The organism is Pseudomonas sp. SG-MS2 (assembly GCF_009933855.1).
GTDB classification, from domain to species: domain Bacteria; phylum Pseudomonadota; class Gammaproteobacteria; order Pseudomonadales; family Pseudomonadaceae; genus Aquipseudomonas; species Aquipseudomonas putida_E.
Genome location: NZ_MOMO01000208.1, coordinates 1 through 15,851, shown reverse-complemented (window position 1 = coordinate 15,851; position 15,851 = coordinate 1). Strand labels below are relative to the sequence as shown.

The window sequence follows — 15,851 nt, the reverse complement described above, 5'->3', positions numbered from 1 at the left end:
CGACATCATCGAGCCGAAGGTACCACCGTTGGTAATGGTGAAAGTGCCGCCGGTCATTTCTTCGATCGACAGCTTGCCGTCGCGGGCCTTCTTGCCGAAGGTGGCGATGCCGTTCTCGATTTCAGCCAGGCTCATCGATTCGGCGTTGCGCAGTACCGGCACCACTAGGCCACGGTCGCTGGAGACGGCAACGCCGACGTCGGCAAAACCGTGGTAGACGATGTCGTTGCCGTCGATCGAGGCGTTGACAGCAGGGAAACGCTTCAGCGCTTCGGTAGCGGCCTTGACGAAGAACGACATGAAGCCCAGGCGCACGCCGTTATGGGTCTTCTCGAACAGGTCCTTGTACTTCGAACGCAGGGCCATGACTTCGGTCATGTCGACTTCGTTGAAGGTGGTCAGCATCGCCATGTTGGACTGGGCTTCAACCAGACGCTCGGCGATCTTGGCACGCAGGCGGGTCATCGGCACACGCTTCTCGGTGCGATCGCCAGCAGCGGCCACAACCGGGGCGGCAGCGGCAGGCTTGGCAGCCGGAGCAGCGGCAGGCGCGGACTTCTTGTTGGCAACTGCAGCAACCACGTCTTCCTTGGTGACGCGGCCACCTTTGCCGGTACCGGCAACGGTAGCCAGGTCGATGCCGTTCTCTTCAGCCAGCTTGCGCGCGGCCGGAGCGGCAACCGGGTCGTCTTCGCCGGCATCGGCGGCAACGGCTGCCGGAGCAGCGGCGGCAGGAGCGGCAGCAGGCGCGGCGGCAGCAGCACCACCTTCCACGATCGAACCCAGCACTTCGTCGGACAGGACGGTATCGCCCTCGCCCTTGACGATGTCGCCCATCACGCCATCGGCGGTAGCCAGTACTTCCAGGACGACCTTGTCGGTCTCGATGTCGACGATCAGCTCGTCACGCTTGACGGCTTCGCCCGGCTTCTTGTGCCAGGTGGCAACGGTGCCATCGGCAACCGATTCCGGGAAGGTTGGGGCTTTGATCTCGATAGCCATTATCAGTGTTTCCTTAAATTCGGTTTCAGGTGCGCGAAGGCGTTAGACAGTGAAGGCGTCTTGCAGCAGTTTTTCCTGCTGTTCGGCGTGCTTCGAAGCGTAACCACAGGCTGGCGCGGCGGAAGCGTCGCGGCCGGCGTATTCCAGGACCAGCGCCTTGTTGTGGCGGCCCAGGATACGGCGCATGTGGTGCTGGCTGCTGTACCAGGCGCCCTGGTTCATCGGCTCTTCCTGACACCAGACGGCATGCTTGAGGTTGGTGTACGGCGCCAGGATGTCGACCAGGTCGTCTTCCGGGAACGGGTACAGTTGCTCGATACGCACGATTGCGATGTCTTCGCGGCCTTCGGCACGGCGTTTTTCCAGCAGGTCGTAATAGACCTTGCCACCACACAGCACCAGGCGTTCGACCTTGGCAGGATCCAGGGTGTCGATTTCCGGGATCACGGTCTGGAACGAACCTTCTGCAAGGTCCTCCAGGGTCGAGACGGCCAGCTTGTGGCGCAGCAGCGACTTTGGCGTCAGCACGATCAGCGGCTTGCGCAGCGGACGGATGACCTGACGACGCAGCAGGTGGTAGATCTGTGCCGGGGTGGTCGGTACGCAGACCTGGATGTTGTGCTCGGCGCACAGCTGCAGGTAACGCTCCAGACGCGCGGAGGAGTGCTCCGGGCCCTGCCCTTCGTAACCGTGAGGCAGCAGCATGGTCAGACCGCACAGGCGGCCCCACTTGTGCTCACCGCTGGTGATGAACTGGTCGATCACCACCTGCGCACCGTTGGCGAAGTCGCCGAACTGGGCTTCCCAGATCACCAGCGCATTCGGCGTGGTGGTCGAGTAACCGTATTCGAAGGCCAGTACCGCTTCTTCCGACAGGAAGGAGTCGTACAGGTCGAAGCGCGGCTGGCCCGGGAACAGGTTCTGCAGCGGCACGTAGGTGCTGGCGTCCTTCTGGTTGTGCAGCACCGCGTGGCGGTGCGAGAAGGTGCCACGGCCGATGTCCTGGCCGGTCATGCGGATCGGGTGACCTTCGAACTGCAGGGTGGCGTAGGCCATGGTCTCTGCGTAACCCCAGTTGATCGGCAAGCCACCGGCCTGCATCTTCTGACGGTCTTCGTAGATCTTCGACACCTGACGCTGGACGACGAAGCCTTCTGGCAGCTCGAGCAGCTTGGCCGACAGGTCCTGCAGGGTCTTGAGGTCGAAACGGGTGTCGTGACGCGCAGTCCAGGCATGGCCCAGGTACGGACGCCAGTCGACGAACAGCTCGCGGTTCGGCTCCTTGACCAGGCTCTTGACCACGTGCAGGCCGTTGTCCAGGGCATTGCGGTACTCGTCGATCTTGGCCTGGGCGCGCTCGGCATCGATGCGACCGGCCTGGATCAGCGCCTCGGCGTACAGCTCACGGGTGGTGCGCTGCTTGCTGATCTGCTGATACATCAGCGGCTGGGTACCGTTGGGCTCGTCGGCCTCGTTGTGGCCGCGACGACGGTAGCAGACCAGGTCGATGACCACGTCACGCTTGAACTGCATGCGGTAATCGATGGCCAGCTGGGTCACGAACAGCACAGCTTCCGGGTCATCGCCGTTCACGTGCAGGATCGGCGCCTGGATCATCTTGGCAACGTCGGTGGCGTACTCGGTGGAACGCGAGTCCAGCGGGTTGCTGATGGTGAAACCGACCTGGTTGTTGATCACGATGTGCACGGTGCCGCCGGTCTTGAAACCGCGGGTCTGCGACATCTGGAAGGTTTCCATGACCACGCCCTGGCCTGCGAAGGCAGCGTCACCGTGGATCGAGATCGGCAGCACCTTGTCGCCGGCGGTATCGTTGCGGCGGTCCTGACGGGCGCGCACCGAACCTTCGACCACGGGGGAGACGATTTCCAGGTGGGACGGGTTGAACGCCATGGCCAGGTGAACTTCACCACCGGTGGTCATCACGTTCGAGGAGAAGCCCTGGTGATACTTCACGTCACCGGAGCCCAGCTCGTTCATCTTCTTGCCTTCGAACTCGTCGAACAGCTCGCGCGGGTTCTTGCCGAAGGTGTTGACCAGCACGTTCAGACGGCCGCGGTGGGCCATGCCGATCACGACTTCCTTGGTACCGTAGGAGCCGGAACGCTGGATCATTTCGTCCAGCATCGGGATCAGGCTTTCGCCACCCTCAAGGCCGAAACGCTTGGTGCCCGGGTACTTGGTGCCCAGGTACTTCTCGAGACCTTCACCGGCCGTCACGCGCTCGAGCAGGTGGGCCTGCACGTCGGCGGAGAAGTCCGGGCGGCCGCGCACGCTTTCCAGGCGCTGCTGGAACCAGCTGCGCTGCTCGGAATCGACGATATGGGTGAACTCGGCGCCAATGGTGCGACAATATGTCTTCTGGAGCGCCTCGACGATCTCGCGTAGGCTCGCTTCCTCTTTGCCGATGTACAGGTCGCCGGCACGGAAGGTCGTATCAAGATCGGCATTGGTCAAGCCGTAGTGATTGATCGACAGGTCTACGGGCGCAGGGCGCTGCCACAACCCCAAGGGGTCGAGCTTGGCAGCCTGATGGCCGCGCATACGATAGGCCTGGATCAGTCGCAGAACTTCAACCTGCTTCTTCTCGTGTTCACTGCTCACGCTCCCGGCAGATACCGGTTGGGCGCGGCGCTGGTTCTTTGCCAGCAGTACGAAATGGTCGCGGATTGTCGAGTGCGATACATCGGTAGCGGTGCTGCCGTCGGCGGGCAACTTCTGGAAGTAAGTGCGCCACTCTTCTGGCACAGCGTTAGGGTCGTGCAGGTAGAGTTCGTAGAGCTCTTCCACATATGCAGCGTTACCACCTGAAAGGTGGGCGCTTTCCCACATGCGCTGCATCACGCTTTCTTGCATGCTTGGTCACCCTCGGTTAGGGGACTGATCGGCGAGAGCCACAGCAAACCTGGAAAAGTCCGAACACAGCGACTGAACCACGCCACTTGGATCCTGCTGATTTTCCGGGTACCAGCCCGGAAAGCCCCTGCTGGTCTCATATCTTCATAGGTATCGAGCGCGGGCTTTTTGGGCCCTTGCTCAGGTTTTACCTCAGTGCGGGTTCACCACCCGCACCTCGGCTTACTGCAGTTACAACGCTTTGAATCAGGTGCCGCTTTGCAGCAGCATGTTACGTACGTGGCCGATTGCCTTGGTCGGGTTCAGACCCTTAGGGCAAACGTTGACGCAGTTCATGATCCCGCGGCAGCGGAAGACGCTGAACGGGTCATCCAGGGACGCCAGGCGCTCCTGGGTCTTGGTGTCACGGCTGTCGGCCAGGAAGCGATAGGCCTGCAGCAAGGCGGCGGGGCCCAGGAACTTGTCCGGGTTCCACCAGAACGATGGGCAGGAAGTCGAGCAGCAAGCGCACAGGATGCACTCGTACAGACCGTCCAGCTTGTCGCGATCTTCCGGCGACTGCAGACGCTCGATGGCCGGGGCCGGCGTGTCGTTCTGCAGGAATGGCTTCACCTTCTCGTACTGCTTGTAGAAGATGCTCATATCGACGACCAGGTCACGAATGACCGGCAGGCCAGGCAGCGGGCGCAGAACCAGCTTGTTGCCCTTGACAACGCCGGACAGCGGCGTGATGCAGGCCAGGCCGTTCTTGCCGTTCATGTTCATGCCATCGGAACCGCAAACGCCTTCACGGCAGGAGCGACGGTACGAGAAGCCCTCGTCCTTCTCCTTGATCAGCGCCAGCACGTCCAGCACCATCAGGTCCTTGCCGCCGGTATCGACGTCGAACGACTCCATCTTGGGCGCCGAGTCGGTATCCGGGTTGTAGCGATAAACTTCGACTTTCAACATAGCAGTCACCCTCAATAAGTCCGGACTTTTGGTTCGAAGGCTGGAACAGTCTTCGGCGCAAAGTTGACGCCACGCTTGGCCACGCGCTTCTCACCCGGGTAGTACAGGGTGTGGCACAGCCAGTTTTCGTCGTCACGGTCTTCGAAGTCTTCACGGGCGTGAGCGCCGCGGGACTCTTTACGGGCTTCGGCCGCGATGGCGGTAGCTTCGGCGACTTCCAACAGGTTCTGCAGCTCCAGCGCTTCGATACGCGCGGTGTTGAAGGCCTGGGACTTGTCGTTGATCTTCACGTTGGCGATGCGGTCACGCAGACCAGCCAGCTGCTCGATACCCTTCTGCATGTATTCGCCAGTACGGAATACACCGAAGTAGTTCTGCATGCAGCTTTGCAGCTCACGCTTGAGGCTTGCGACGTCTTCGCCAGTGGTACGCTCGTTGAGCTTGTTCAGGCGGTTCAGGGCGACGTCGACATCGGTATCGCTGGCATCGCGGTACTCGACGCCTTCGCTCAGCGCCTTCTCCAGGTGCAGGCCGGCGGCGCGGCCGAATACGACCAGGTCGAGCAGCGAGTTACCGCCCAGGCGGTTGGCACCGTGAACCGATACGCACGCCACTTCACCCACGGCGAACAAGCCCGGAATGATGTGGTCCTTGCCTTCGGCGTCCATGGTGATGGCCTGGCCATGGATGTTGGTGGCAACACCACCCATCATGTAGTGGCAGGTCGGCACGACCGGCACCGGCGCTACAACCGGGTCGACGTGAGCGAAGGTCTTGGACAGTTCGCAGATGCCTGGCAGGCGGCTGTGCAGCACTTCCTCGCCCAGGTGGTCCAGCTTCAGCAGTACGTGGTCCTTGTTCGGGCCCACGCCGTTGCCAGCGATGATCTCTTTGACCATGGAACGGGCGACCACGTCACGACCAGCCAGGTCTTTCGCGTTCGGCGCGTAACGCTCCATGAAGCGCTCGCCATGGGCGTTGATCAGGTAGCCACCCTCACCGCGGCAACCCTCGGTGACCAGTACACCAGCGCCGGCGATGCCGGTCGGGTGGAACTGCCACATTTCGATGTCCTGCACCGGCACGCCGGCACGCAGGGCCATGCCGACGCCGTCACCGGTGTTGATCAGGGCGTTGGTGGTCGAGGCGTAGATACGGCCCGCACCGCCAGTGGCCAATACGGTGGCCTTGGACTTGATGTACAGGGTTTCGCCGGTTTCGATGCAGATCGCGATCACACCCACGAACGCGCCGTCCTGGTTTTTCACCAGATCGACAGCGTAGTACTCGTTCAGGAAGGTGGTGCCCGCTTTCAGGTTGCCCTGATAGAGGGTGTGCAGCAGTGCGTGGCCGGTACGGTCGGAAGCAGCACAGGTACGTGCAGCCTGGCCGCCCTTACCGAAATCCTTGGACTGGCCGCCGAACGGACGCTGATAGATACGACCGGTTTCGGTACGCGAGAACGGCAGGCCCATGTGGTCCAGCTCGAAGACCGCAGCAGGGCCTTCCTGACACATGTATTCGATAGCGTCCTGGTCACCGATGTAGTCGGAACCTTTGACGGTATCGTACATGTGCCAGCGCCAGTCGTCGTTCGGGTCGGCCGAAGCGATGGCGCAGGTGATGCCGCCCTGGGCGGAAACAGTGTGCGAACGGGTCGGGAAGACCTTGGTGACCACGGCAGTCTTGTGACCGCCCTGGGCCAGCTGCAGCGCTGCGCGCATGCCGGCGCCGCCGCCACCGATGATGATGGCGTCGAAGGAAATGGTTGGAATGCTAGCCATGGATCAGATACCCCAGAGAATCTGCACACCCCAGACGAAGTAAGCGAACATCGCAACGCCGCATACCGCCTGGAACAGGAAACGAATCGCAGTTGCCGACTTGCCGAACGACATTGGCGTCAGGTAGTCGGTTGCAATGGTCCACATGCCGACCCAGGCGTGAGCACCCAGGGCAACGAGGGCCAGCAGACTGAAGATCCGCATCGCGTTATTGGAGAACAGACCATGCCACTGGGTGTAGTCGATGCCTGGGTGGGCGACCACGTAGCCGATCAGGAAGAGAAAGTAAGCCGCGAGAACGACCGCCGAGACGCGCTGCGCCATCCAGTCATAGAGGCCCGAACGCGACAGGTTCGTGACATTGGTTACCATACCCAAACTCCCACCAGAACGATCAGCACCACGGAGATGACGATCACGATTTTCGAGCCCAGCTTGCCGCCTTCCAGCGTCTCACCGATACCCATGTCCATGATCAGGTGACGCACACCTGCCACGAGGTGATAAAGCAGGGCGGATAGCAGGCCCCAGGTCACGAACTTGGCCAGCGGGCTGGTCAGACACGCCTTCACCTCACCGAAGCCTTCCTCGGAACCCAGCGACTTGCCCAGTGCATAAAGCATGATGGCAAGGCCGAGGAACAGGATGACGCCGGAGATACGGTGCAGGATGGACGTGTACGCTGTGACAGGGAGCTTGATGGTCCTTAGGTCTAGGTTTACAGGTCGTTGGCTTTTCACGGCTTTTTTCACACTGAAGAGCCCCTAGCGAATCAGGGCAAAGTTGTTGGTAAGTGTACTGGTCAGGTACCCACCACCCAGGGAACGGCGACCCCCAGCAGTTCGGGCTTGCAAGCCCCTGGCGGTCGGGTGCCGAGTATAGACAGTTAGGCTGCTTATGACAACGTGACGGGGTAGCCCAAATAGCGCATTGCCTTTAGCGAGCAAAAGGCGTAAATGGGCGAGAATTTCGTGAAAAATCAGGCCTCAGAGCGGGTTTCAACCAGCCTTTAGGCAAATTGACATTCGAATTTACTTCTCTATAGTGGTGCGGGCCCTGCGTGGGGGGTCTGTCTGATGATTTCAAGCATTAATAGGAGGCCACATGGCTGACAAAAAAGCGCAGTTGGTCATCGAGGGCGCTGCCCCCGTCGAGCTGCCCATTTTAACCGGCACCGTTGGTCCTGATGTAATCGACGTCCGCGGGTTGGGGGCCACTGGTCACTTCACCTTCGACCCAGGTTTCATGGCGACCGCTTCGTGTGAGTCGAAGATCACCTACATCGACGGCGACAAGGGCGTGCTGCTGCACCGCGGCTACCCCATCGAACAGCTCGCCGAGCAATCGGACTACCTGGAAACCTGCTACCTGCTGCTCAACGGCGAACTGCCCAATGCCGAGCAGAAGGCCCAGTTCGTCAGCACCGTCAAGAACCACACCATGGTTCATGAGCAGCTGAAGACCTTCTTCAACGGTTTCCGCCGCGACGCCCACCCGATGGCCGTAATGTGCGGCGTAGTCGGCGCCCTGTCGGCGTTCTACCACGACTCGCTGGACATCAATAACCCGCAACACCGCGAAATTTCCGCGGTGCGCCTGGTCGCCAAGATGCCGACCCTGGCCGCGATGGTTTACAAGTACTCCATGGGCCAGCCCATGATGTACCCGCGCAACGACCTGTCGTACGCGGAAAACTTCCTGCACATGATGTTCAACACCCCGTGTGAGATCAAACCGATCAGCCCGGTGCTGGCCAAGGCAATGGACAAGATCTTCATCCTCCATGCCGATCACGAGCAGAACGCCTCCACCTCCACCGTCCGCCTGGCCGGCTCTTCGGGTGCCAACCCGTTCGCCTGTATCGCCGCCGGTATCGCCGCACTGTGGGGCCCTGCCCACGGCGGTGCGAACGAAGCCGTGCTGACCATGCTCGATGAAATTGGCGATGTCTCGAACATCGACAAGTACATCGCCAAGGCCAAGGACAAGAACGACCCGTTCAAGCTGATGGGCTTCGGTCACCGCGTGTACAAGAACCGCGACCCGCGCGCCACCGTGATGAAGAAAACCTGCGACGAAGTCCTGGGCGAACTCGGCATCAAGAACGACCCGCAGCTGGAACTGGCGATGCGCCTGGAAGAGATCGCGCTCACCGATCCGTACTTCATCGAGCGCTCGCTGTACCCGAACGTCGACTTCTACTCGGGCATCATCCTGAAGGCGATCGGCATCCCGACCAGCATGTTCACCGTGATCTTCGCCCTGGCACGTACCGTGGGCTGGATCTCGCACTGGAAAGAAATGCTCTCCAGCCCGTACAAGATTGGCCGCCCGCGCCAGCTGTACACCGGCGAACTGCCGCGTGACATCGTTGAGCTGAAGGACCGCAAGTAAGCTTTTGAAGCCGAACGCAAAAGGCTGCCCTCGGGCAGCCTTTTTCATTGCTTTGCCCCTGCCCTGGCTTCAGTTCTTCTCTGCCCGCTCACGCAAGCTTTTCAGGGTATTGAACGGCGCATCCACTACAAACTTGTTGGCTACCATCGCGGGCACACTGCCACCCGGCTCGGTATGCACCTGATAGGTCACTTCTGTACTCTCCCCTTTGGGCACCAACTTCCAGAAGCCTTCAACTTTCGCCACCCGAACATACCCCTTCTCTTCGGGCATATAGGTCGGCTCTTCCTTGAGGTTACGCGTCAGGCTGCCATCAGCGTTTTTGACGGTGGTGACATGCAACACCGAATCGCGCGGCGTTACCGGCCACGGCGTATTGAACTGGGTGTAGGTCCAGCTCTGGTCACCTTCGTGCTTGAGCAACTTCTGCGACTTGCACTCATGTATCCAGGTGCACGCCCCTGCCACGTCTTCCTGCAGAGCCTGCACCCTGGCCAACGGCGCCTTGATCAGGGCCACACCACGGTAGGCCTTGTACTTGGACCCCGGCACTTCACTGAGAGAGACCTTGATCCCCTCCTCGTCCTTGGCCACTTGCCAGCTCTCGGCCCAGGCGGCCGGCGCCATCAGCAAGCCCACGCCACACAGCAGTGCAATACGCTTGAACGATCTCATCATCTTTATCCTTGTTGTCGAAGATCCAGCCTTGTCACGCCGCCGTCATCTGCTCCCACCAACCGAGAATCCTGATTGCCTCGTCGCGATCATTGCCGCACACCTCGATATCCGCCTTGAACCCACCACAGACCGCCGGCCGCTCGGGCTTGCCGAACAGGTCGCAGAGGTTGTCGGCGGTCAGGTGCAGGCAGCGCATGCCAGCCGGCTTGCCGTCTGGCATGCGCGGCATTGCGGAAGTGATGGACGGGGCGATGCAGCAGGCACCGCAACCCTCACGGCATTTCATAAAATCAGGACCCCCTGAAACAAAACGGGACGAACGTCCCCGGATACTAACCGCTCAAACATACGTTTGAAATTGCTGGCCCGATGAAATCTGCAGTGACCCGGCAGTCAGTTCGCCTAGGCTATTGGCGGAACTCAAACTCGATCGCCGCCCCTTCCACATCACGCCGGCTGTCATTGCGCAACTGCAGCTGCATCTCGTTGCTGATCAAGCGACCATTGAGCTGGAACGGGCTGTCACCGGCGTGCGGTTTGTCCGTAAACATGGCCGGCAGCAAGGGTTTTCGGCGCACGGCCGAACTGCCGACGCTGGGCTCAAGCTGGTTGACCATCTCGGCAGGCAGGCTCAGATCCAGGTGCGCCGCGGGCAATTGCTGGGTTGCCGCCTTGCTGGCTGGCTTGTGCGCAGGCGACGCCTTGGCGTTGTCCGCTTTGGCAGGCTGCGCAGCGTGGGCCACACCAGAGGTCAAACACACTGGCATGAGGCAAAAAACCAGGGCAATACGACGCAACAGTTTCATGGACATCGATAGGCAGGCTTCAAGAGTGCGTATGCTCTCTGTTCCGCCTGCGCCTGGCAAGCCTTACAAAAGCGCAGTTACAGACTCCCTGCACAATTGCTGGGCCAGCATGCCCAGCGTCATCACCGCCCGTTCGGCTTCCTTGTTCCATGGAATACCGCAGTTGAGACGGATGCAGTGGTTGAACTGCTCGGTATTACTGAAGATAAGCCCAGGGGCGATACTGATCCCCTGCTCCAGCGCACGCACATGCAGCTCTTGAGTGTTGACCCGCCCCGGCAGGCTGACCCACAGAATGAAGCCGCCCGTGGGCCGGGTCATCTGCGTACCCTCGGGAAAGTGCTGTTGCACAGCCAACTGGTAGGCACTGAGGTTCTTGCGGTACTCCTGGCGGATATACCGCAGGTGGCGATCATAGCCGCCGTTCTCCAGGTAAGCCGCCACCCCCATCTGCGTGACACTGCAGGCCGAGTGGGTGGTGAAGGTCTGCAACCGCTGGATTTCGTCCTGGTATCGCCCCGCCACCATCCAGCCAACGCGCACGCCAGGTGACAATGTCTTGGAAAAGCTCGAGCAGTAGATCACACGGTCCAGCCGGTCGAATGCCTTGAGCGCTTTGGTCTTGCCCTGCTCGAACATCAACTCGCCATAGATGTCGTCCTCGACGATCTGGATGTCGAAGTCCGAAGCCAGGCGCAACAACTGCTTCTGCCGCTCTTCGGGGATAGTGCCGCCCAACGGGTTGCTAAGGCGTGTGGTCAGTACCAGCGCCTTGATCGACCATTGATTGGCCGCCAGTTGCAGCGCTTCCAGACTGATGCCGGTGGACGGGTCGCTGGGAATCTCGATCACCTTCAGCCCTAGCAAATCAGCCAGCTGCAGCAGGCCGTAATAGGTGGGTGACTCCGCAGCAATCAGATCCCCCGGGCGGGTCAGCACGCGCAGTGACATTTGCAGGGCATCGACACAGCCATGGGTGACGATCACCTCACTGGGATCGACCAGCACGCCAGCATCACGCATGCGGATCGCGATCTGCCGACGCAACGGCTCGAAGCCCGGGCTGAACATGTAGCTGAAAGCACGCGGGCTGTGAAAGCGCGTGACCTTGGCAATCTGCTGATGCAAGGCACGCACTGGCAGGTAGTCGACATGGGGAACGGCGGCACCGAACGCAAACACGCCGTCACGACGGGCCTCGGTCAGCACCTGCTGGATGATGCTTGCGCGGGTGACCAGGCCGGGGCGCTCGACCCTGGCAATGTCAGGTGTCTGCGCAGTCAACGCCGGGGTCTGGTGCACGTAGTAGCCCGACTGCGGCCGGGCGCGGATCAGCCCCTGGTCTTCGAGATTGGCATAGGCCTGCAGTACCGTGGCATGGCTGACGTTGAGCTGGGCGCTCATCTTGCGCACGGACGGCACGCGCTCGCCTGGCTGATAGACACCACGGCGGATGTCATCGGCCAGTTGCTGGGCGATACGCTGATACAGCAGCAGGTTGGTCATGGCGATATCTCGACGCGCGGACGGCTCATTGTTCTTGTACGACTCACTTACGGTAGAGGATACCGTAACAGTTGCAAAGTGTACTGGGACAGATTGCACAATAGTCGACATTACAGTGGCGTGGCCGCTATCGAAAGAGTTAACCAGCGCGCCTCTTCTCAAGCCGCGAAGAGGCGCCAGCCGTCAGCGTGCCGGAGCAAGCCTGCCCTTGTCATCGGAGAAGACGATCTCCACCCGGCGGTTCTGCGCCCTGCCCCGCTCCGAGGCATTGGCCTCGATCGGGTACTGATCGCCATACCCTTCAACCTGCAGACGCTTTTCGTCGACACCCAGGTCGACCAGCATGTCGGCCACTGCCTGCGCCCGGTCGCGCGACAGCTTGAGGTTATCTTCCGGCGCGCCGGTGTTGTCGGCATAGCCCTCGATCCGCACCACCCTGCGCGGGTTGAGCTGAAGGAACTGGACCAGCTTGAGCACCGTGCGACTGGCCGAATTCTTGAGGTCCGCACGACCAGTGTCGAACAGCACATCACCCAAGGTCATCACCAGCCCGCGATCGGCCTGCTGCGAGGCCAGCGCCGCAATCTGCGCTTCAACCCATTCACCCTGCTGCTGCACGCTGGCCAGCTTGGCCTCGCGCAGGGCCAGTTGCAGGCGCTGGCGCTCAAGGTCGAGCTTGGCCAGACGCTCCTGGCTCAGCGCCAACTTCGCGTGCTCACCGGCGATTTCGCTGTAACGTTGGCTCAGATACGCATAGTGGCGCACGTCGCTGCCGGTGCCGATGTAGCTGGACAAGCGCTCGGCGCGGGCCAGCGACTCACCGGCGCGGATCACATCACGCGGTGCGCTGCGCAGCACAGCGGAATCATCCTTGACCTTCTGGAAGGCCGCCGAGGCATCGTCCAGCGCCGCTGCACTGCGCTGACTGGCGCACCCCTGCAGCCCGCCAGCCAGCGCCAGCAATGCCAGCGCCACCATGGGTTTGAAGCCCTTCATGGCTGCACCTCCAGCTGCTTGCGCAAGCGCTTGACCCGCGACTGCAATACGCCGAGCTGCTCCTCACTCTTCTGGTTCAGTACGCGCGCCTCGGCCAGGCGGGCATCGAGTTCGGCCTGCTCGGCACGCATGCGGGCGTCGCGGTAGTCCTCGGTCAGCATGTCGCTCTTGGCGCGGGCGAGCTTGTCTTCGGCAAGCTTCAACACCTCGACCTGGTCGGTGGCACCGACCGCTTTTGCCTGTTCCAGCGCCTGCTCGGAAATACGCATCTGTTCATTGGGCGCCGGGTCGTTGGCGCAGCCGGCCAGGCCGAGCATGGCCACGGCAAGGATCAGTGATTGGGTTCTCACGCACTCTTCCTACTGTTTGGGGGCGTCCGCCTGCACATCCATCTGCGCTTTCCAGCGCTCGACATTACGTTGCAGCACGGCTTCAGACGCACCAGAGATCGGCAATTCTGTCAGCTTTTTTGCCAGTTGCCCACGCAACCAAGTGTCATTGCATGCCGAGTTGTGCGACACAGCCAGGTACAGCCCTGGCCGGTCGACCGGCAGGCCGCGAGCGATCAGGTCATTGCTCATGCCCAGGCTTTGGGTCATGGCCATGCCCGAGTAACGCCCAGCCAGCACGTAGTCCACCTGGCCCAGCACCAGCTTCTGGAAGGCCTGGGTCAGGTTCTGCGCCGGTACCAGCTTCAACTGCGCCTTGGCAAATGCACTGAAAGCCGGGGTCAGGCGGGCACGCTCCGACAGGCTACCCTGGTAATGGGCCAGATCCGCCGGGCCGTTGAATTCCACGTCGGCGTCATGGCGCGTCCAGACCAGGTATTCATTGAGCTGCAAGGGCGGGTGGATGTAATCCAGTGCGGTCAACTGCTCCACCTGCAGGGGGGTGTCGAGCAACAGATCCATGCGCCCACTGCGCACCTCTTCCAGCGCCTGATCGCGCCTGCCGGCATTGAGGACTTCCACTTTCAGCCCCAGCTCCCCGGCCACCTTGCGCAACAGATCGACGTTGGCGCCAATCAGCTGTTTCGGGTCTTTCGGGTCTTGCCAGGAGTAAGGTGGAGCATCCGGGCTGCCAGTCGCCACCAGACGCTCACACTTGCCAGCCGCCATCGCCAGCGGTGAAAGCATCGCCATCGTGCACACCAGCACCTTGCCTGCTTCACGAAACGCCATCCTTCACTCCTTGCCCGCATAAAAAAACCCGGCCCTCGTTACAAGGGCCGGGCTTCTTTATAAGTGAAGCAGGCGGATCAGACCAGCTTTTCCAGCTCCGGAACCGCTTCGAACAGGTCAGCGACCAGGCCGTAGTCGGCCACCTGGAAGATCGGCGCTTCTTCGTCCTTGTTGATCGCAACGATCACCTTGGAGTCCTTCATGCCGGCCAGGTGCTGAATCGCGCCAGAGATACCGACGGCGATGTACAGCTGCGGGGCAACGATCTTGCCGGTCTGGCCGACCTGCATGTCGTTGGGTACGAAGCCTGCGTCGACCGCAGCGCGCGAGGCACCCACGGCAGCGCCGAGCTTGTCGGCCAGGCTGTACAGGTGCTTGAAGTTGTCGCCGTTGCCCATGCCGCGGCCACCGGAAACGACGATCTTGGCAGCGGTCAGCTCTGGACGGTCGGACTTGGCCAGTTCTTCGCCAACGAAGGCGGAGATACCGGCATCGTGCGCGGCGCCTACCGCTTCAACGGCAGCGGAGCCACCTTCGGCGGCCACAGCATCGAAGCCGGTGGTACGCACGGTGATCACCTTCACAGCAGCGCTCGATTGCACGGTGGCAATGGCGTTACCGGCATAGATCGGGCGCTTGAAGGTGTCGGCGGATTCAACCGAAATGATCTCGGAGATCTGATCGACGTCCAGCAGCGCGGCAACGCGCGGCAGGATGTTCTTACCGTTGGTGGTGGCCGGGGCCAGCACGTGGCTGTAACCCGTGGCCAGCTCGACGATCAACGGCGCGACGTTTTCGGGCAAGACGTGGGCGTAGGCTGCGTTGTCGGCAACCAGTACCTTGCCAACGCCAGCGATCTTGGCAGCGGATTCGGCAACGCCACCGACGTTCTGGCCAGCGACCAGCACGTGCACATCACCACCGATCTTGGCGGCTGCGGCGACAGTGTTCAGGGTGGACGGGGCTACGGCACCGTTCTCGTATTCAGCGACAACCAGGATAGTCATTTAGATTACCTTCGCTTCGTTCTTCAGCTTCTCGACCAGTTCGGCCACCGACTTGACCTTGATACCCGCGCTGCGAGCAGCTGGCGCTTCGACTTTCAAGGTCTTGTTGGTGGAGGCGAGCGATACGCCCAGCGCGTCTGGAGTCAGGGTCTCCAGCGGCTTCTTCTTGGCCTTCATGATGTTCGGCAGCGACGCATAGCGCGGCTCGTTCAGGCGCAGGTCGGTGGTGACGATCGCTGGCAGGTTCAGCGATACGGTCTGCAGGCCGCCATCGATTTCACGGGTGACGTTCAGCTTGTCGCCAGCCAGTTCAACCTTGGAGGCGAAGGTGCCCTGGGCGTAGCCAGTCAGCGCCGCCAGCATCTGGCCGGTCTGGTTGTTGTCGCTGTCGATGGCCTGCTTGCCGAGGATCACCAGCTGCGGCTGTTCTTTATCGACAACGGCTTTGAGCGCCTTGGCCACGGCCAGGGAGTTCAGTTCGTCAGCAGCTTCGACCAGGATGGCACGATCGGCACCCAGGGCCAGGGCAGTACGCAACTGCTCCTGAGCAGTGGTCGGGCCGACGGAGACGACGACGATCTCGCTTGCCACGCCCTTCTCTTTCAGGCGCACGGCTTCTTCCACGGCGATTTCGCAGAAGGGGTTCATGGACATCTTGACGTTTGCAAGGTC

16 protein-coding genes are annotated in these 15,851 nt (G+C 61.3%); 1 reads left to right on the top strand and 15 read right to left on the bottom strand.

Annotation, left to right across the window (positions count from 1 at the left end; genetic code table 11):
* The 6 genes from odhB to sdhC all read right to left on the bottom strand — a co-directional run.
* Window positions 1-1,002 (bottom strand): 2-oxoglutarate dehydrogenase complex dihydrolipoyllysine-residue succinyltransferase (odhB, locus tag BLX42_RS17410; RefSeq protein ID WP_161872262.1); only part of this gene is annotated, 1,002 nt, incomplete at its 3' end.
* A 42-nt stretch (window positions 1,003-1,044) separates the two neighbouring features.
* A complete protein-coding gene (locus BLX42_RS17405; protein WP_012315347.1) occupies window positions 1,045-3,876 on the bottom strand; it encodes a 2-oxoglutarate dehydrogenase E1 component in 2,832 nt (943 codons plus the stop codon).
* A 246-nt stretch (window positions 3,877-4,122) separates the two neighbouring features.
* Window positions 4,123-4,827, bottom strand: a complete 705-nt coding sequence (locus BLX42_RS17400) for a succinate dehydrogenase iron-sulfur subunit (RefSeq protein WP_012315348.1) — start codon at window positions 4,825-4,827, stop codon at window positions 4,123-4,125.
* Between the two features lie 11 nt (window positions 4,828-4,838).
* Window positions 4,839-6,611, bottom strand: coding sequence for a succinate dehydrogenase flavoprotein subunit (gene sdhA, locus BLX42_RS17395; RefSeq protein WP_012315349.1), 1,773 nt, complete (start codon window positions 6,609-6,611; stop codon window positions 4,839-4,841).
* A gap of 3 nt (window positions 6,612-6,614) precedes the next feature.
* Window positions 6,615-6,983, bottom strand: coding sequence for a succinate dehydrogenase, hydrophobic membrane anchor protein (gene sdhD / locus BLX42_RS17390; protein ID WP_003254214.1), 369 nt, complete (start codon window positions 6,981-6,983; stop codon window positions 6,615-6,617).
* On the bottom strand, window positions 6,977-7,363 hold the full coding sequence (sdhC, locus tag BLX42_RS17385) for a succinate dehydrogenase, cytochrome b556 subunit (protein ID WP_012315350.1): 387 nt from the start codon (window positions 7,361-7,363) through the stop codon (window positions 6,977-6,979). Before sdhC ends, sdhD begins: the two co-directional genes overlap by 7 nt.
* Before the next feature lie 352 nt (window positions 7,364-7,715).
* Here sdhC and gltA point away from each other — a divergent pair, with 352 nt between their 5' ends.
* On the top strand, window positions 7,716-9,005 hold the full coding sequence (gltA, locus tag BLX42_RS17380; protein WP_046785250.1) for a citrate synthase: 1,290 nt from the start codon (window positions 7,716-7,718) through the stop codon (window positions 9,003-9,005).
* 69 nt (window positions 9,006-9,074) lie between these two features.
* On the opposite strand, the gene BLX42_RS17375 is transcribed toward gltA, so the two are convergent.
* From BLX42_RS17375 to BLX42_RS17335, 9 genes are all read right to left on the bottom strand, one after another.
* The gene (locus BLX42_RS17375; protein ID WP_161872261.1) at window positions 9,075-9,680 is read right to left on the bottom strand and encodes an START domain-containing protein; all 606 of its coding nucleotides are present in this window, start codon (window positions 9,678-9,680) and stop codon (window positions 9,075-9,077) included.
* 34 nt (window positions 9,681-9,714) lie between these two features.
* Window positions 9,715-9,969, bottom strand: coding sequence for a YkgJ family cysteine cluster protein (locus tag BLX42_RS17370; protein WP_012315353.1), 255 nt, complete (start codon window positions 9,967-9,969; stop codon window positions 9,715-9,717).
* A gap of 121 nt (window positions 9,970-10,090) precedes the next feature.
* The gene (locus tag BLX42_RS17365) at window positions 10,091-10,489 is read right to left on the bottom strand and encodes a hypothetical protein (protein ID WP_125925131.1); all 399 of its coding nucleotides are present in this window, start codon (window positions 10,487-10,489) and stop codon (window positions 10,091-10,093) included.
* A 63-nt stretch (window positions 10,490-10,552) separates the two neighbouring features.
* Window positions 10,553-11,995: a PLP-dependent aminotransferase family protein gene (locus BLX42_RS17360; protein ID WP_046785252.1), complete on the bottom strand. Its 1,443-nt coding sequence runs from the start codon at window positions 11,993-11,995 to the stop codon at window positions 10,553-10,555.
* Window positions 11,996-12,178: 183 nt separating this feature from the next.
* On the bottom strand, window positions 12,179-12,991 hold the full coding sequence (locus BLX42_RS17355; protein ID WP_046785253.1) for an OmpA family protein: 813 nt from the start codon (window positions 12,989-12,991) through the stop codon (window positions 12,179-12,181).
* On the bottom strand, window positions 12,988-13,341 hold the full coding sequence (locus tag BLX42_RS17350) for a DUF4398 domain-containing protein (RefSeq protein WP_046785254.1): 354 nt from the start codon (window positions 13,339-13,341) through the stop codon (window positions 12,988-12,990). The genes BLX42_RS17355 and BLX42_RS17350 overlap by 4 nt, the downstream gene beginning before the upstream one ends.
* 9 nt (window positions 13,342-13,350) lie before the next feature.
* Complete coding sequence (locus BLX42_RS17345; RefSeq protein ID WP_161872260.1) at window positions 13,351-14,172, bottom strand: ABC transporter substrate-binding protein; 822 nt, start codon at window positions 14,170-14,172, stop codon at window positions 13,351-13,353.
* 77 nt (window positions 14,173-14,249) lie between these two features.
* Window positions 14,250-15,179, bottom strand: coding sequence for an electron transfer flavoprotein subunit alpha/FixB family protein (locus BLX42_RS17340; protein WP_046785256.1), 930 nt, complete (start codon window positions 15,177-15,179; stop codon window positions 14,250-14,252).
* Window positions 15,180-15,851 (bottom strand): electron transfer flavoprotein subunit beta/FixA family protein (locus tag BLX42_RS17335; RefSeq protein WP_161872259.1); only part of this gene is annotated, 672 nt, incomplete at its 5' end.